The 16,194-nt window shown below is 69.0% G+C and carries 19 protein-coding genes; 5 read left to right on the top strand and 14 right to left on the bottom strand.

Annotated elements, in window-relative coordinates; translation table 11 throughout:
• Positions 1-81 precede the first annotated feature (81 nt).
• From AB0F29_RS37420 to AB0F29_RS37405, 4 genes are all read left to right on the top strand, one after another.
• Positions 82-321: a hypothetical protein gene (locus tag AB0F29_RS37420; protein ID WP_266399217.1), complete on the top strand. Its 240-nt coding sequence runs from the start codon at positions 82-84 to the stop codon at positions 319-321.
• Between the two features lie 32 nt (positions 322-353).
• A complete protein-coding gene (locus tag AB0F29_RS37415; RefSeq protein ID WP_032786095.1) occupies positions 354-566 on the top strand; it encodes a hypothetical protein in 213 nt (70 codons plus the stop codon).
• Positions 567-655: 89 nt separating this feature from the next.
• On the top strand, positions 656-985 hold the full coding sequence (locus AB0F29_RS37410; RefSeq protein WP_266399211.1) for an esterase: 330 nt from the start codon (positions 656-658) through the stop codon (positions 983-985).
• 249 nt (positions 986-1,234) lie between these two features.
• Entirely contained in the window at positions 1,235-1,558 is a 324-nt protein-coding gene (locus AB0F29_RS37405) for a hypothetical protein (protein ID WP_266399208.1), read from the top strand.
• Positions 1,559-1,882: 324 nt separating this feature from the next.
• On the opposite strand, the gene AB0F29_RS37400 is transcribed toward AB0F29_RS37405, so the two are convergent.
• The 9 genes from AB0F29_RS37400 to AB0F29_RS37360 form a co-directional block, all read right to left on the bottom strand.
• Positions 1,883-2,287, bottom strand: a complete 405-nt coding sequence (locus AB0F29_RS37400) for a hypothetical protein (RefSeq protein WP_361882213.1) — start codon at positions 2,285-2,287, stop codon at positions 1,883-1,885.
• A gap of 106 nt (positions 2,288-2,393) precedes the next feature.
• Positions 2,394-4,166, bottom strand: coding sequence for a relaxase/mobilization nuclease domain-containing protein (locus AB0F29_RS37395; RefSeq protein ID WP_361882210.1), 1,773 nt, complete (start codon positions 4,164-4,166; stop codon positions 2,394-2,396).
• On the bottom strand, positions 4,166-4,831 hold the full coding sequence (gene mobC, locus AB0F29_RS37390; protein ID WP_361882207.1) for a plasmid mobilization relaxosome protein MobC: 666 nt from the start codon (positions 4,829-4,831) through the stop codon (positions 4,166-4,168). The genes AB0F29_RS37395 and mobC overlap by 1 nt, the downstream gene beginning before the upstream one ends.
• Positions 4,828-5,052 (bottom strand): hypothetical protein, encoded by a 225-nt coding sequence (locus AB0F29_RS37385; RefSeq protein ID WP_361882204.1) that lies wholly within the window; start codon positions 5,050-5,052, stop codon positions 4,828-4,830. Before AB0F29_RS37385 ends, mobC begins: the two co-directional genes overlap by 4 nt.
• 80 nt (positions 5,053-5,132) lie before the next feature.
• Positions 5,133-6,176 carry a DUF2637 domain-containing protein gene (locus AB0F29_RS37380; protein ID WP_361882201.1) on the bottom strand — a complete coding sequence of 348 codons (1,044 nt, stop codon included), beginning with the start codon at positions 6,174-6,176 and terminating at the stop codon, positions 5,133-5,135.
• On the bottom strand, positions 6,173-6,739 hold the full coding sequence (locus AB0F29_RS37375; protein ID WP_361882198.1) for a WhiB family transcriptional regulator: 567 nt from the start codon (positions 6,737-6,739) through the stop codon (positions 6,173-6,175). The genes AB0F29_RS37380 and AB0F29_RS37375 overlap by 4 nt, the downstream gene beginning before the upstream one ends.
• Before the next feature lie 119 nt (positions 6,740-6,858).
• The gene (locus AB0F29_RS37370) at positions 6,859-7,566 is read right to left on the bottom strand and encodes an ATP-binding protein (protein ID WP_361882195.1); all 708 of its coding nucleotides are present in this window, start codon (positions 7,564-7,566) and stop codon (positions 6,859-6,861) included.
• Positions 7,566-8,585, bottom strand: coding sequence for a hypothetical protein (locus tag AB0F29_RS37365; protein WP_361882192.1), 1,020 nt, complete (start codon positions 8,583-8,585; stop codon positions 7,566-7,568). The genes AB0F29_RS37370 and AB0F29_RS37365 overlap by 1 nt, the downstream gene beginning before the upstream one ends.
• A 1-nt stretch (position 8,586) precedes the next feature.
• A complete protein-coding gene (locus AB0F29_RS37360; protein ID WP_361882189.1) occupies positions 8,587-8,913 on the bottom strand; it encodes a transcriptional regulator in 327 nt (108 codons plus the stop codon).
• Positions 8,914-9,301: 388 nt separating this feature from the next.
• On the opposite strand from AB0F29_RS37360, the gene AB0F29_RS37355 reads away from it, so the two are divergent.
• Positions 9,302-10,195 (top strand): helix-turn-helix transcriptional regulator, encoded by an 894-nt coding sequence (locus tag AB0F29_RS37355; RefSeq protein ID WP_361882186.1) that lies wholly within the window; start codon positions 9,302-9,304, stop codon positions 10,193-10,195.
• Between the two features lie 47 nt (positions 10,196-10,242).
• Here AB0F29_RS37355 and AB0F29_RS37350 read toward each other — a convergent pair whose 3' ends face one another.
• The 5 genes from AB0F29_RS37350 to AB0F29_RS37330 all read right to left on the bottom strand — a co-directional run bounded on the left by AB0F29_RS37350 (position 10,243) and on the right by AB0F29_RS37330 (position 16,131).
• The gene (locus AB0F29_RS37350) at positions 10,243-11,430 is read right to left on the bottom strand and encodes an amidohydrolase family protein (protein ID WP_361882183.1); all 1,188 of its coding nucleotides are present in this window, start codon (positions 11,428-11,430) and stop codon (positions 10,243-10,245) included.
• Entirely contained in the window at positions 11,424-12,572 is a 1,149-nt protein-coding gene (locus AB0F29_RS37345; RefSeq protein ID WP_361882180.1) for an MAB_1171c family putative transporter, read from the bottom strand. Before AB0F29_RS37345 ends, AB0F29_RS37350 begins: the two co-directional genes overlap by 7 nt.
• Positions 12,573-12,575: 3 nt before the next feature.
• Positions 12,576-12,989 carry a hypothetical protein gene (locus AB0F29_RS37340; protein WP_361882177.1) on the bottom strand — a complete coding sequence of 138 codons (414 nt, stop codon included), beginning with the start codon at positions 12,987-12,989 and terminating at the stop codon, positions 12,576-12,578.
• A 1,756-nt stretch (positions 12,990-14,745) separates the two neighbouring features.
• Positions 14,746-15,624, bottom strand: coding sequence for a glycosyltransferase family 2 protein (locus AB0F29_RS37335; RefSeq protein ID WP_361882174.1), 879 nt, complete (start codon positions 15,622-15,624; stop codon positions 14,746-14,748).
• Between the two features lie 39 nt (positions 15,625-15,663).
• On the bottom strand, positions 15,664-16,131 hold the full coding sequence (locus tag AB0F29_RS37330; protein ID WP_361882172.1) for a hypothetical protein: 468 nt from the start codon (positions 16,129-16,131) through the stop codon (positions 15,664-15,666).
• Between the last annotated feature and the right edge of the window lie 63 nt (positions 16,132-16,194).

Raw genomic sequence — 16,194 nt, 5'->3', positions numbered from 1 at the left:
GACGCCTTCGCATGACGGCGCGCTCCCCACACCTGTCACTCCGGATGCCCGTCTACACCTCCCACGAGGAGCCGCCTCACCATGACCTTCCGCGCCCCGCTCACCAACCATCACGCCGACGGGACTCTCTGCCCGGCGGACCACAAGCACACCAGCTCCGGCAAGCCACTCCACACCGACTGCCCCGGCCGCGCGTACACCCGCGCCGTCTGCTCCTGCGGCTGGAGGAAGGAGGAGTCCGGCAAGGGCTACGTCAACGAGTGCCGCAAGCGGCACCTCGCCAGCCACGCCGAGGGGCAGAACGCCCCCTCGGCATCCTGACCCCTCATCCCGTACCGCTCTCGGAGGTCCTCTTGCCCCACTACCTGACCGTCGGACACCTGCTTCGCCAGCTCCAAGACCTGGACCCCGGCCTGCCGATCCGCCTCGCCATCAACCCCGACTTTCCTTTCACCCACTACCTGGGAGCCGAGATCGTCGTCCGGGACGGCAAAGCGTTCATCGCCGACGACGGCCAGGAGGACTACCTCCCGCCCTCCGTCAGCGATGCCCTGGCCTGGGCCTGACCGTCACACGAACCACCTCGGAGGCTCATATCCCGTCGCGATCCCGCTCACCGCAGACCCTTCCGCTGCACCGCCTTGCCGTACGCCCGATGCCAGACGACGTGCGCGGTGCGCTCGTCCAACGCGTCTCCGGCCTGCCCGACGGGCCGCTCGACATCTCCTGGCTCGCCGCCGGTACCCCGAGACTCCCTCAGGGCCGCGTGCGCCTGCACTGGGAGCCCGCCTCCCACACAGGTTGGGACGTCACCGCCCACCTGGGCCTGGCCACCACCGAGGTGCACCTCGCTTCCTGGCCCGCCGCCCCGGACGACTGGCCGCACCTGGTCCGCCCCACCCTCCACGAGGTGCTCGGCCTCTGCGCCGCCCTCGCAGTCGCGACCGCCGCCCTCGACCTCTCGCACCGCCTCGCCCACGTCTGACCGAACCGCAGAAGGCCGCCCCACGCCGATCAGGCAGGGGCGGCCTTGCCGTACGCCCAGCCACCTGATGCGTACTCTCGTCCTGACCGACATGGAGGATCCGATGTCCGACGAAAAGCGGCTCTGGGGATATTGAGGAGGCGCTGCCCACCGGGGCATCAGCGTCCGCACCGCCCGGAACCGGAACCGGAACAGCCTGGGCAGCCTGTCTCCCTCTGGCTCAACACCGTCTCCCGCACGAGGAAGCTCATGAACAGGCTGTTCATAGGCTCGGCGCTGCTCAGCGCTGCCGGGGCGGTCACCGCCATCGTCGCCGCTGTCCAGGACAACTACGCCGTCTGCAGCGTCGCTCTGTTCGCCGTGGCGTCCGGTGGCATCGGTGCCTACGTCGTCAGCCGGTACCAGGATGCCGCAAACGACCGCACCGTCCTCCACCGACTACGAGTGTCTCCCCACCAGCCCGTCGACGTTCTCGCGAGCGAACTGGGGCTTCGCCCTGCTGCAGTTCGGCTCAGCATCTACCGCTTGACCAGTTCCGGCGAGCTTCGCTCGAACGCCGGTTCCTCTGAATAGGGCAGGTTGGGCCTCTAGGCTCAGGGCATGACCGCCTCACCCACGCCATCGCCACCCTTCCCCTCACTGGACAGCGCCGTGCTCCGACTGGTCGTCGGCAACGCCATCGCGTCGGTCAGAAGCGGTGAAGCCTCGGTGGAGGAGGCGATCCTGCACGCCGCTGTCCACGGATGGTACGAGGGCCATATTGAGGGCGAGGACGAGTGCCCTGGCTGCAGCTTCCGGGGTCAGCTACCGAGAGACGGAATCGATAGCTGACCAGTTATGACGAGAAGGGGCGACACCCGTCGGTGTCGCCCCTTCTCGTTCTGCGCTCGCGCTCGCCTAGTCGAGGTACGTGCCGGCGAAGGCCCCGTCGAACCCCAAGGCGGCCAGGCCCTGCTCGACGCTGGAGTAGATCGTTCCGTCCGGGATCGCGATTAGGGCGTCGAAGTCGGCGCGGCTGATCTCGGGTTCGAGCCACTGGTTGCTGCAGCGGCAGCAGACCCAGACGTCGCGCCCGTGGTTGATGAGCAGCCAGTCGCGCCGGGCGCGGCAGGCAGTGCACGTCACCGGGATCCCGCGAAGGGCGAGTTCGCGAGGGTGGCTGAGGCAGCGCGTCGCGCCGGGGCCGCTGGGCGGCTGCGTCTCGTATGCGAGTTGCAGCAGGGGATCGGTGCCGGCGGGGAGGACCGGCTGCGCGGGTGTCGACTCCGCGGGTCGGTCGGTGGTTCTGAGCACGAGCGTCATCTCCCGTTCGAGGTCCTTCTGTTTCCATCCGTAACAGCCGGTGGAACCGGTTGTCCAGGGACTTCTCGGTGTCCGGCGGGCCGATGGCCAGCCCGCCGGATCTTCGTCAGCGGCGTGGTGGGCGGTTTCGTGGAGTAGGGGCGACGGGGCGAACTCCGGTCGCTGGTGTCGTTCGGTTGCTGGTGCGGTTGGCCGAGGATTTCGGGTTGCTGGTGCTGTCCTTCGGGCGGCGTGGAGTCGCGCCCGGGTGGGCGGGGAGCTGGGCGATGCGGCGCAGGCGCCAGACCAGGACGTCATTGACGTCTGTGGCGGTGTCGAGTTCGCGCATGTCGATGGCCTGACGAAGGAGAGCTTCGGGGTCGTGGCCTGCCTGCTCGGCCTGGGCGAGGGTGGCGGCCAGGGCGTCGGTCTTCGCCGGTACACCGTCCTCTCGTACGCCATGGTTCGTTAGGGCGGCGCGAATGGTGGCCTCGTACGCCCGCCGTTGGGCGTCGGGGAGGGCGCGGCCTTGCTCGTGCAGTGTTCGCATCGGGGTGGTGGCGGCCTGTCGGTAGGCGGTGCGCAGGTGCTCGGCGGTCTGCCGGGAGGCGTGGGCCTGCTGGGCATGTCCCCGGGCGGAGTGCCAGTGGGCGGCGGCGAGGGTGACCAGGACGAGGGTGGAGAGGAGCATGGCGGTGGTGCCGCCGTCCTCGCCCCGGCCGAGCGCGCCGCCGGCCCGGATGATTCCTCGTGCGGCGGAGCGGAGTGCTCGGGTGTCGGCGCGTTCCGCCTGGACGTGGCTGCGGGTCGCCCGTTCGAAGGTTCGGGCGGCGGCGGCCAGCTCGGTGCGGGTCGCGGCCGGTGAGGTCTGTGCGACGGCGTCGAGGAGTTCTCCGACGCCGACGAGCTGGGCGGCGGCTTCTCCGTCGTCACCCTGGTCGAGGAGGACGGTGGCACGTTCGGCGATGGCGGTGGCGCTGCGTCGTTCTCGGGCAGGTGGGGACGAGTCCGCTCGTCCGCCCGAGGCCGGGGTCGCCGTGTGTTCGACGGTGCCGTCGGCCAGCCTGCGTCGGATCTTGGGGAGGGACAGGTCGGGGGAAAGTTTGGAGCCGGGGTACCAGACCGGTTCGGCGTCGCGGTTGCGGTCGCCGGGCAGGGCGACGTTGTAGCCGAGCGCGTCACCGGATGGGGCGTGGCGCACTTTCACCCGTAGGCCGGCCTCGTGGAGACGGGTGAAGAACTCCTTCTCGTCTTCAGCTCCGGCGAGGGCCCGGCGTACGGCTTCGCGGAGCGTCTCCCGGGGGGTTTCGGGGCGGCCGGTGCGTTCGGCTTTGAACTTCTCGGCGCTGGTGGGGTTCTTCGCTGCGGTGCCGTCTCCGGCGTTGAGGCGCCGCAGGCCCATCTCTTTTTCGATGCGGCGGCATTCGGCCTGGGCCTTGTTGAAGTCGTAGTTCAGGCGTGGGTTGCGCAGGTCTCCTCGGACGAGGGTGGCGACGATGTGGATGTGGTCTGCCGCGTGGCGGACCGCGATCCACCGGCAGCCGTCGGGATCCCCGTCCGGTGCGATGCCGGTGGCGTGGACGATGCGCTGGGCGACGGCGTTCCACTCCTCGTCGGAGAACCGCCGGTCCCCGGGGGCCGTGCGGACCGAGCAGTGCCAGACGTGCTTGGCGGGCGCTCGGTCTCCGGCCTGCTTGACCCGCAGGTCCAAGGCGGCGGTGAGCCGGGCGAGGGTGACCTTCGGATCGGGATCGGGGCTGGTGTCGCGGCCGGGATCCGGGGCGAAGCCGTCCCACGAGCCGACGAGGTGGGCGTCGGTGTGCTCCTCCCGTCGCCCGGGGCCGTACAGGTAGACAAGCAAGCCGTGGGTCCGGGAGCCGCGTCCGATGTCGGGAACCATCACAGCCGCCTGTTCACCAAGTTGTTCGCCGCGTCGTCGACGCGGGCGAGGAGCCGGAGGAGCCTGCTCAGCGCGTGGTCGAGTTCGCCGGGGCGGGGCTGCCCGCCTGCATTGAAGACGTAGGCGATCTGGTTGATGTTGTTGCCGATTCGGGCCAAGGCCGTTCGTAGCGCAGCGAGTTCGTCGATTGCCGCGTCCCAGCGTTCGTTGGTGTGCAGGGCGGTCGAACCGCGGGCGGCGGCGAGGCCGGCACCAGCGAGGAAGCGGGCGACGGTGATGCCGCGCTGCGTGGCAGCGGCGGCGATCTCGGCTTTCTCGGTGTCGGAGAGGCGGGTCGTCGTCTTACGGGTGCGCTCGCTGGGGTTGCGGGTGCGGCGGCGCGGTTTGCGGTCGGGGAAGGTGGGCGTGCTCGGGCTCGGCTGCTCGCGGTGGTCGTCGCGGTCGGCTTCTCCTCCCGTGACCGGCGCCCCCTGGTGCCGGTTGCCCGGCTGGTCCCCGTGCGCCCTCGCTCGGGGACCAGCCGGGCTTCCCCCGCCCTCCTGGGCGGGGGCAAGTGCGTACGACGGGCCGTAGGACCGTCGTACGCGATAGCTTGCTCCGCCAGGAGCCGTGGTGAGGTCACGCTGCTGTCCAGCGGGGGTGGCCACCGGGTCGTTGGTGTTCACCGGCTCGTCTCCGGGTCCTGCTGCTGGATTTCGTGGACGAGGTCCGCGATCCAGTCCATGGCCAGGACCGGATGGTGCAGGGTCCAGGGCCGGTCATTCTGCGCGCGTTGCACGATCCAGGTGGTGTCGGGGCCGGACTGAGCGCGGTGGAGGTGGCCGCGCTGGTGCAGGACGGTCAGCCAGGAGTCGACTTCAGCGGGGGTGGCCGGGTGAGTGCGCATCAGGTGTACACCGCTTCTGCTCGGGGGAAAGGTGGGGCGGCCGGGGTGAGCTGCTCGGTCACCCGCTCCGTGAAGTCCGATCAGGTTCGGGCGGAACTGACCGGCTGACCGTGCTGTTTGCGGAGCTGGGCCATCAGGGTGGTCAGGGTGTCGCTGGAGAGCGGGATCTGCTGACCTCGGATCGCCTCGGCGACCACCTTGCGGGTCAGTTTGTCCTCGGCCCTGACCGCTGACCGAGCGATCTTCAGTAGCTCCTCGGTGTCCGGGTCAGGTCGCCGGTCACTGGCTGTCCGGGCCTGGCGGTCAGTGGCCGACGGGCCGGTCACCGTCGGAGTGACCGGTAGGGCGGCGGCGACCGGCCCCGGGCTGTCCAGGTCACCGGTCACCAAGGTGGTGTCGTCGGAGCGGTCAGTGACCGGCCGCGCAGTGTCCGACTGTCCGGCCAGGTCAGCGGCCTCGTGCGGCTGACTCCGGTCACCGGTGACCGGGGCGCTGCTGTCCGCCGGAGCCCTGTCCCCGCTCAGCGACCGGGAGGCGGAGATCGGCTTGTCCAGGGAGAGCGGCAGCCGGTCGGTCCGGGCCGTGACCGGCTGACCGGCCTCCGGCTGTTGACCGACCCGGTCGGTCCGGGTGACCTCTGCGCCGCTCCGGTTGGCCTGACCAAAGTCCTCGCGGTCACTGTCCTTGACCGGCCCCCGGGCGATGAGGATGTAGAGGTGGACAGCTCCGGCCAGGGCCAGCGGGGCGATGGTGGACAGCACCGCGACCACCGTGTCTCCGAGCCGGAGGCCGGTGCCGGCGACCGCATCCTGGTTGATCCGCACCGCGTGGAGCGCGTTGGCCCAGATGCTGGCGGCGGTGGCCGTGCCGACGAGCGTCCAGACGTAGAGCCGGGCGCGCAGCGGGGCGTCGCGTAGGACCAGGAGCGCGCGGACGCCGTAGGCGATGAACCCATCGATCACCAGCGGGAAGATGAAGGTCAACAGGCCCCGGACGTGGATGGCGACGGCCATCTGCTGGAGGGCGTCGTACGACAGCGCGCACCCCGCGCCACCCAGAGCGATGACCACCGTGCGGTCCCAACCGGATATGTGCGCCGCCTTAGGCGCGCTCGCGGTGCTCATGCCGCCGTCCCGAAGTCGTCGCGGCGCAGGCGCTCGCCGCTGGTCTCGGGTGGCGGGGTGTTCGTGGCGGGCTGGTTCAGGGTTCGGTTGCGCTCGGCCCGCCGGATCTCGCGGTATCGCTTCTTGGCGTGCTCCTCGGTGACCTTCAGGAGCCAGGCCAGGCGCTGCTCGCTCACCCCGTGGCGGTAGGCCGCGTGCTCGACCGCGCGGCGCTCCGTATGGGTGAGGTGCACGTCGCGCCCGGCGATGGTGGCGTTGACGCGACTGTAGTCGAGGCGGCTGGCGAGCTTCTCGTGCAGCGGCCCGCGCTCCTCTTCCGTCAAGCCGCCTCGGATCCCGTCGGTGTCACCCCCTTCGAGAGCGGCGTCCAGGCAGGTTCGGCGGACCGGGCACTGGCCGCACAGGGCCTTGGCCGTGGCGATCTTGGCGGTCTCGTCGGGCTCGGGGAAGAAGACTTCGGGGTCCACCGGGTTGTGCTCGGTGCCCTGACAGACGGCGTCGGCCTGCCAGGTGTGGTCGCCGAGCTGACGGTGGCGGACAGGGCTGTTCATCGTGCTGGTCATGCGGGTTGCTCCGATCGCTCTCCGTGCGCAGGGGCGTCGGCGGAGAGGTGCGCTGGTCGTGAAGTTGCTCGTGGCGGCGCGCAGAGGGGCGCGGCCCGGAAGTGGTGACCTGCGGCAGGTCAGGCTGCTGCGCGGTAGCGTCTGCGGTCGAGCGGCTCGAACTCGACCCGGGTGGTCATCTCCGCGAGTCGGGAGGCGACGCGGTCACCGAGGTAGGAGCGGAGGTCCTTGATCGCCAGGTTGGTGGTGATCAGGGTCGGGAGCATGAGGTTGTACCGGCGGTTGATCAGCCGGTACGTGATTTCCTCGACCCATTCGCTGGCCTTGGCCGCGCCGAGGTCGTCGATGATCAGCATCGGGCAGCGGCTGACGGCCGCCAGCTCCCGCTCGCTGTCGACCCCGGGCCGGGGGCGGAGATCGGCGTAGAGGTCGGCGGCGGTGGTTGCGCGCCAGCGCACGCCGACCCCGCTCTGCACCAGCGCTCGGACCGCGCCGTACGCCTGGTGCGTCTTGCCCGCGCCGACGACTCCGGCCATCAGGAGGCTGGGCCCGGTGGTGACTTGCCGCCGGGCTCCCCGGCTGGGGGCGACGGCCGCCTCGGTGACCTTCCCGACCCAGTCCAGGACTGTTGGGTGGTCGGCGACGGCTGCCTGATAGCGCGGGGGCATCCCGGCCAGGAGGGCGTCGAGCGGGGAGTACGGCTCGGGGTCGTCGGGGAGCGCGGCGGCGTCGGCCGGGTCGATGTTGCGGGCGGCCAGGATGCTGGCCATGCGCTCCAGGGTGCCTTCATTGCCGAGGAGCTGCGGTTCGCGGTGACGGGTGTGCATCACAGCTCCTCGGCGTAGGCGGCGGAAGCGTTGGCCGGGTTGGTCCACGCCTGGTGGGCGGGCACGTTAGGCCGGATTCCCGGCCGCGCCAAACCGCCGGGACGAGCGTTCATCGCCTCGTTGACCATGCTGGTCAGCACGCTCGGGTGCCTCGGGTTGGCCGCGAAGTTCGCCAGCCCGGCCCGGATGTGCTCCGGTGCGATGCCCTCGTCCAGGAGCTTCTTGGTGATCCGCCCAAGGTGTCCGATCACGTCGTTCGGGGGGCGCTGGTCGCACCCGGCGACGTACTCGCCGACGAGGTCCTTGGCGGAGACGCCGGCTGCGGGCGCTGTGCGCCCTGTAGGGACAAGAGATCCAGGATCCAAGATCCTAGATCCAGGCGCCGAACCTTCGGAGAGGCTTCGGGGAAGGCTCGGGGAGCCCTCGGAGAATCCGGTCTGACCTGCACTCTTAGCACCAGCCCGCCCCGCTGTGCCGATCGCGCCGTCGGCAGCCTCCTGTCGGTCGGCGACAGGCTCGTCTGCGTGGTCCGGCGTCGTCGAGGCGGGTACGGCAGGCAGATCGAGGGCTCGGGGTTCCCTCCTGGAGGTCTCGGCGAGTCCTCGGGGAGCCGTGGTCGCCCCCTCGGTCCGCCGGGTACAGGAGCCCTTGCACGGTGCGCACCGGTCGGCAGCCTGGTGCTGCGGGCACGAGGGCAGGCGCGACTGGCTCGCCTTGTCGATCTTCTGGTGCTCGGACCAGGTGACGATGTGGAGGTAGCGGCGGCCGTCGCATCCGGTGTATCGGCAGATCAGACCGGCGTTCGCGAGCTGGTGGAGGTCGTCTTCTACATGGACCGAGGTGTGCTCGGCGCGCAGAGGCCAGAGGAGCCCTGCGATGATCGCGGCGTTGTCCCGGTGGCGACCGTGGTCGTCGGCCTGGGTGAGCATGCCGAAGAAGGTCCGCTCGGCCGTCACGGTCACTTCGGCGAGTGACTCGGAGGTGAACGCCTCCGGCTTGATCGTTCGTATCCTGGGCACGTCAGCGGCCCCGCTCGGCGGCGACCGAGTCGCTGCGGCTGAGGGTCGCGTCGGCCAGGCGGAAGGTGTGCGGGCGGGTCCAGTCCTCGTCGGGCCAGACCCTCAGGATCCAGCGGGCGGCGACCCTGGATGTCGTCCGGCCCAGCTCCATCGACCTACCGGCCTCGTCCTGCACGATCGTGTGCGGGTGGGGCCACACCTGCGCCGGGTCGGTGAGGCTGACCCGGATAGTGGCTGCGCCCGGCATCATGTCGGCGAGTTGGGCGGCAAGGCGGTGTCGGCGGCTGGTGTCCGGGCAGGCCGGGATTCCGCTCGGCATGGCAGGCATGCGATACTCCGTGGTTTGTAGGAGCGCGGCGCGGTGGTTCTCGTGCAAAAGCCCGCCGCCCGCGAGATGTGAATCGGCGCCCTTCGGGGTGCCGGCCCGGCGCTTGGGAGCTGGTAACTCCCGGGCGCCGGTTCTTCGTTGCTTCGTCGTGTTACGGGCCGTTGGCGCGCATCCCCGCCCCCTCCCCGACCCGTGTTCGGTCGGCACCCCCTCGTGCCGGGCGCGCGAAGGAGGTGTTCTCCTCCCCAGCCTCACGCCCTCGGCAGGCACGCAGCCTGGCCGGGAGGGATGCACGGCATCCCGTTTTTCGGTAGTCTGAAGCTATCCCGGTTCGCGCGAAAGGTCAACGAGCCGATAGTTCTTCGACTCGCACGAAAAAGAGGTCTCGATGCCAGCTCGCCACTTCGACAGAACAGTGGTGCGCGCCGTGCGACGGGCTGCAGAGATCCCGCAGGCCGAGGTGGGCGCTGCCGTCGACGCTGCGGACTCAACCGTGGCGGGGTGGGAGTTGGGCTCAAGCGTCCCGGACCAGGAGAAGCTGCCGGGCATCGCGCGTGTACTCGGGAAGCCTCTGGATGAGCTGTTCCCCCGTAAAGGCACGCCCGACCTGATCGACTTGCGGTGCGACGCGGGCCTCCACCGGTACGAGGTGGCGAGGTTCATCGGCACGAAGAGCGACGGCCCGGTGGCTGCGGCCGAGAACGGCGTACGGCGGCTCAAGGAGAAGTACGTGCCGAAGCTGGCAGCGGCGTACGGCGTATCGGAGAAGGCGCTGGAGGAAGCTCAGGAGCGCTCGTTCGGGAACACCGTCGAAGAAGCCGGGGACGAGAGCATCGCTGGCGCCGAGGCCGAGGAGTCTCCCCGTACGCTCGGGGAGAAGATCAGCTTCCTGTTGGAGCACTCCTACCCTGCGGGCGCGGCTCCAGGGGACGAGGAGATCGCGGAGGCGGTGAACCGGCATGCCGGGTCAGAGGTTGTCAGGGCCAATGAGGTTGAGGCACTCCGAACAGGTACTGGCGTCGCCGACAGCCTTCCCCCGGTTGTCCTGGAGGGGCTTGCCGAGTTCTTCGGCGTCGAGCGCATGTACTTCGAGCCGGACGAGGCCGTCGCCCGTCAGGTGTACCAGGGGATTCGTGTGTTGCTCGCATCCCGGAACGGGAAGATCGGACGGGTTCGGGCTCGTGGCCTCGGCCCGGAGGGCCTGTCGCCCGAGGTTCTCTCGCTCCTGACGGATTTGCAGGCCGAGTTCGAGAAACAGGTCGGCTCCGAAGACGCCAAGTAGGACCCTGCCCTCCGGAGCCTCCGGAGGGCAGGGCTCGGTCAGCCCGATTACTCGGCTGGTGCGTTCGGTTCGTGTCGCCGACCGGAGGCGAATACGGCCTTGATGTTCTTGAGGGCGTCGAGATCCGAGAGCGGGTCCCCGTCGACAACGACGAGATCCGCTCGGTAGCCGGGAGCAATGCGGCCCGTTGTGGAGCCGAGCCCCAGGGCTGTGGCTGCTGCGGTCGTCGCCATGTTGATGATCTCGGCGTTCGCCAGGCCGAGGTGGGCGTAGAACGAGAGGGCAGGTACCAGGCCGCTGAAGGTGGCACGCTGCACTCCGGCGTCCGTACCGGCGATCAGCTTCACACCCGCGTCTGCCATCTGACGTACCAGGTCGAACATCGCGGCGGCGCGCTCCTCGCCGAAGATCGCGGGGAGCATCCGCCAGTGGGGGCTTACCGCTGGGCAGACGGTGATGTCGCGGTCGATGATCTGCTGCACCACGTCCCGGCGGAAGTCGAGGCCGTCGCCGGTCATCCACGTGCAGTGCTCGATGGTGTCCACTCCGGCCTCCACGGCTGCGGCGATGCCGTCGGCTCCGTGCGCGTGGGCCGCGACGGGGACGCCTGCCGCGTGAGCCTCATCCACGAGAAGTCGCAGTTCCGCTGCGGAGAACTGGGATTCGTGACTTGCGGGCCCGCCCCGGGTAAGGCCGCCACCAGTGACCATGCACTTGATGACCCCAGCGCCTCGTTCGAGGTTGAGGCGGACGAGGGCGCGGATCTCGGCTTCGCCCGAGACCTCACCGCCGAGGAAGTGGCAGTGTCCGCCGGGGGTAGTCAGGGGCGTGCCTGCGGAGACGATCCTCGGTCCCGGCGTGCGCTGGTCGGCGATCTCCGAATCCAGGCGAAGCGCCAGTCCGTTCCGGTCTCCGAGATCACGGGCCGTGGTGACGCCGCTGAGCAGCAGTTCCTCCGCACGGCGGCGCATGTCCATAAGCAGGGCCTCATCCGTCGAGCCCTGGAGAGCGGACACCGGGTCGGGGCTCCCATCGAAAACGAGGTGTACGTGGGCGTCGATCAACCCGGGCAGAAGGGTGCCGTCGAACACCAACCGCGGCACGTCGGCGGCGGCCTGCTCCTCGATCTCCTTACGCGGTCCCACAGCCGCGATCGAGTCGCCCTCGATCAAGACGGCGCCGTCGTCCAGATACGTGCCCGCGCCGACGAGCACACGTCGTCCGCTAATCAGCATGGTGCCTCCTTGATCGTGAGGGGGGTCACGCGGTCTACCACCAGCGCGTCGGACACCGCAATCAGTTGTTTCACATCCGCCGCCCGATCGCTCCCCAGCGTCATGGCCAGGGGGACCGCCCGGCGGGGCGCGGGGGCCCCCTCCTTGATCCGGACAGAAGCGCGGCGAAGCCGGGCCGCCAGCTCATCCGAGTCGACATCGGGCGCTGTCATGCCGGTGTCGTCTACCAAGAGGTACGGGCTGATGGCGACCAGGCCGTCTCGGATCTCCACGATGCGGCGGTGGTAGCGCCGGTGAACTCCCCGGGCACGCCGTCGGTCGTGGGCGGACGAGGATGCCGGCGGCAGCACGTTGTCGGGGAACGCTTCGGCCAATAGCTCCCAGAGGGCGGCGAGGCGGCGGTGATCACATCGGTGCTGGAGCCAGAGCTTCGAAGAAGCGATTCGGGCGCGGACCCCCGAGTAGGTGATGCCGGCCGTGAACAGAAGTATGGATGCGACCAACAGGAACGCGACGGCGGCCATCAGGCGCTGGGGTACGTCGATATCCGCCCAGCGGACGGCCACGATGACGGCCCGGATCGCGCAGGCCACGGCCATCGCGCCCAGACCAACAGCCGCCATCCACAGCCCTGTTGCGTGGGGGCGCCGGGACATTCGGGCGTAGGTGCGGGTCCACCGGGAGGCGAGGCCCAGGACGTACGTCAGGTAGCACCCGGCTCCGCCGTAGAAGATGGCGATCTGCGGAATCGTCATGTCCGCGGTGCTGAAACTGCCGGCGAAGACCTCGTGCGGCACCGATACGGCCGCCAGGGTGATGACTACCACGACGGCCATGACGGCGACCGCCTCCTTGTTCGCCCTGCGACGACTCGCTTTCTCGTCAACGGTGGAGTAGAGGTAGAAGCACATCAGGAAGTACATCGCGAAGAGCAGCAGCACGTTCTGGACCAACTTCGCCGCCCCGTGCCCCGCCACCGTGTCAACGCCGGTCGCGCCTCCCGGCATAGCGATGGGATAGGACAGCGTGGCGCAGAGCAGGCAGAGGGTCACCGACCGCAAAGGCGCGTCATGAGGGGTTCGCCACAGCTTGTAGAGCTTCCAGGCAAGGGCGCCCACGAGCCCCAGGAGTAGGAGTTCCACGGGTTAGAGCCATCCTCGCCGGTCGCCGAGGGCCGACTGCACACGCCGCAGCGACGGGTCCTCCGAGAGGGGAGTGGAGTCGTCCAGCACTGACGCCCACTCCAGGATGATCGTCGCCGCGAGTTCGACGGAGCATTCCTCGCCGTCGTCGTACGAGCAACGACGCGCGATGCGCCTGATCGTCTGGGGGTCGAATACTGGGAGCATGGCGGCCCAGCCCTCCACGAGGACGGCCGACTCTTCTTCGGGATCGAGCGCGGGGGTCTGCTCCGCCGCTTCGGCCGGCGCCTGCTCGGCGCCCTCGGCCTCCGCCACGAGGATGTGCCCTATCTCGTGGAGCTTGATGTGATCTTGATGCAGGCAGGTCGTCTCCTGCTGGTACAAGATCACGTCATAGTCGTCGTACTCGACCCACATCCCCGTCGGTCCAGGCTTCGGCAGCGGTGCTTCCCGCAGGTAAAGGGGCCGCCCACGCCGACGGCTGAGCGCTGTGCACAGCTCCTCAACGTCCAGCGGCGGATGAATACCGAGGTCTCGCAGTTCCCGACGAAGGAAGCGATGCAGGTCCTTCTCCACCGCCCGACGGCGACCCAGTCCCCTTCGGGGCTCTCCGCCCCGGGTCGGCCCCGTGGGCTCAGTGCGAAGGATCTTCCCAGACCACATGACAAATCCCTTCTACCGGTTAGCTCCCCCCGAGCTAGGCGCGACCGCGCCGCTGACTGTCGGTTCCCTCCACGTTGGCCCGGCGCGCGGAGTTGCCCTTCGGCTGACTCCAGCGCAACACCGCCGCAGCCTAAAAGGGGCCTAGGCCACATCGACGTCCATGTGTCGCTGTAGCGAACGAGCAACGCGTTCGCCACTCGCCTCGCCGAGGCTTCGAGAACTTCTTGGACAGTACGCGAAAGATTAAGCAAAGACTGACCGAAACATCACCAGCGGTCGGTTCAACGAACGCACTCACTCTTCGGAATAAACTGCACAAAAAGCCCACGAGAGCGTGTTGATCAACGCCCTGACATGGGGTTTCGTCAATCGCAACCGAGACTGCATCCCGGAGGGCCGACGGCCGCTCCGCTGTCAATCCGAGATACGTCACACCAAAACCCGACACGCGGTCGGTTATAAATGGTGCAAATCTGCCAAATGACCACACATAGATAGCTCCACTATCGGACATGAGGGGTAAATAGCGCTGAACGCTTGAACTGACGTGATCCGGCCAGCCTCTTAACCTCGCTGGACGGTTCGGATGGAAGCCTCAGTCGATCGAATCCGCCATCGTCCCGGCGTTGGACTGAACACCGCCCGCCCGGCCTGTTGCCAGTCGCAAACTTCACCGAGCAGAGGATCGCGAGCGCGAAGGTGCGCGGCGACCGTCCCATGGTCTCGACTGCGGAAGGTCCGCGGACGCTCATGCTTCTTCTGCTTCCATGACCCTTCACGCCTGTCGACGCAGGTCCGCCCAGCCGGTCATCCGCCCGGACCGTGCCGCCCAGCAGGGGTGTGCCGCCAGACGGGCCGAGAGGTACCGCAACCTCGACCTGGCCGCCCATCCCAAGGGAGCCCGTTGTCCGTCGATCAGTTCGGCCTACGTCCGCTCCCAGTCCGCTTGAAGGCGTACCAGGTCATGAGGGAAGGGGAGAGTCGCCGTGCACCCATTAGGCTATTCGTTCGATTTTGGCGGTAAGCGCGACTACCCGACCGTGGCGGTTCGAGAGCGTCTGTGTTGTGACATCGATGCTGGATCGTTCGCCAACGAAGTTGGACGGCCCGGCAGCGTGACGTGGGAACCATCTGGACTATGTCCGGCACGGTCGAGGCTGTGTTGTTCAACGGGGCTCTTGTGGAAGCGAATTGCGCTCCGCATGTCGTCGGTAGACATCGTGTGCTGCATAGGCGGCGACCCCTGTGCCGAAAGCGATCGGGCTCCATGCAGCAAGAGAGGCTCCACGTCGGAAAGCCAGTCCCCCATTGCGAGAACAGCGACAACGTCGAGAGAGCAGAACAGGAGCAGCGCTCCTGCGCCGAGCTTCATCATCGCCCATCCCCCTGTGGCCGCCACGCTCCTCCCATGGCATGCCCGGTCCGTCGTGGTCCGACACTGCGGGCCTTTGAGCTCTAGGCGGTCCGACTTCAGTGGCAAACAGTCCAACATCGATGTCGCTGGACAGCGTCAGAAGACGGGCGGTCGCCCGGCCGTCGTGAGCCGGAGCACGGTTCGCCAGGACATGGGCTGCCTCGGGCCCTGTCCACCGGCGAGCCCTTCACGGAAGCCGGCGAGCGTGACGCGGAAGGCTTTTCGGTCGCGGATGCGCCACAGGGTGATCAGGCACCAGGTGAGGAGGTTGAAGGGGACGAGGAGGCGGGGCAGGTTGCGGCGGGCCACCCAGACGCGGTTGCGGGCGTTGAGCCGGTAGAAGGTCTCGTGCCGGGCCGGGTTGGTGGCGGGGTGGTGGACGACGACGTCGGGCAGGTACCTGCCGGTGCAGCCCAGATTCCACAGCCGCCAGGCCAGCTCGACGCCTTCGTGGAAGAGGAAGAAATCACCGGGCCAGCCGCCGGCTCGGTCGTAGGCGTCGCGGCGGACCATGACGACACCCTCGGCCATGACGGTGACGATACCGGGCCGGGTGGGGTCCGAGGCCCGGAGGCGGGGTACCCAGCGGCGGAGGGTCTCACCGCTCACGGGGTCGCTGATGCGCGGCTGTACGTACGCGAGCTGGGGGTCGCGGCGGAGTTCGGCGACGAGCCGGGCGAGGATGTCGGCGCCGGGCAGGTGGGCGTCGTTGTCGAAGAAGAAGAGGTAATCGCCCTTGACGTTGTCGGCCCCTACATTGCGGCCCTCGGGGATGCCGACGTTCTCGGGCAACGTGACCGTACGGACACCAGCGGGGATCTGTTCGGGCGCGCAGCCGTTGCCGACCACGACGACGTCGAGGTCCATGCCCTCCTGCGCGAGGAGCGAGGCCATGGCCCGGGGGAACTCCTCGGGCCGGTCGTTCATGGTCAGGACGACCGCGCCGACCGTGGGACGCGAGGCGCCGGTGCTCACAAGGGTGCCCTTCTGCTTCTGTTCACGAGGAGTTCAACCCTAGTGTTCGCCGGCGGCCGGCGGTGACGCCGTCGAGGTGTGAAGCGCCTGCACCGCCGCGACCAGCGCCGTCTGGAGGGCGTGTTCGGTGTCTGGCGAGTGGTGGCGCGGGCGGCGGTCGACGAGGGAGTCCGCGATGGCGGCAATGGTGGCGATGGCGACCGTACGGCAGTGGCCCACGGCGAAGACGGTCCAGATCGGCCCGTAGTTGACCGGTAGGTCGTACGGGGCCAATGCTTCGGTCAGGTACTGGGTGAGGGCGGGCGATGATGCGGCCGTCCGGCCGGGTGGCAGGTAGTGGTGAAGCCCTTCGTCGCGCAGCGCTCTCGTACCCACGACCAGGGCCCCGGAGCCGAGGTCCTGCTGGAGGGAGGCGGCGGTGCCGACGGTGATGACCCGCCGGGTACCGAGCGCGGCGAGCTGCTCAACGACGAGGCGACCGGGGCGCCGAGGCCGAAGCCGCCGCACAGGGCGAAACTGCGGCCCTGGTCCTCGACCAGGTGCAGGCCGCCTCGCACCCACCCCGGGCAA

The organism is Streptomyces sp. NPDC026589, assembly GCF_040638385.1.
Taxonomy (GTDB): Bacteria; Actinomycetota; Actinomycetes; order Streptomycetales; family Streptomycetaceae; genus Streptomyces.
The sequence above is the reverse complement of the archived record's forward strand: the minus strand, read 5'-3'. Positions and strand labels throughout refer to the sequence as shown.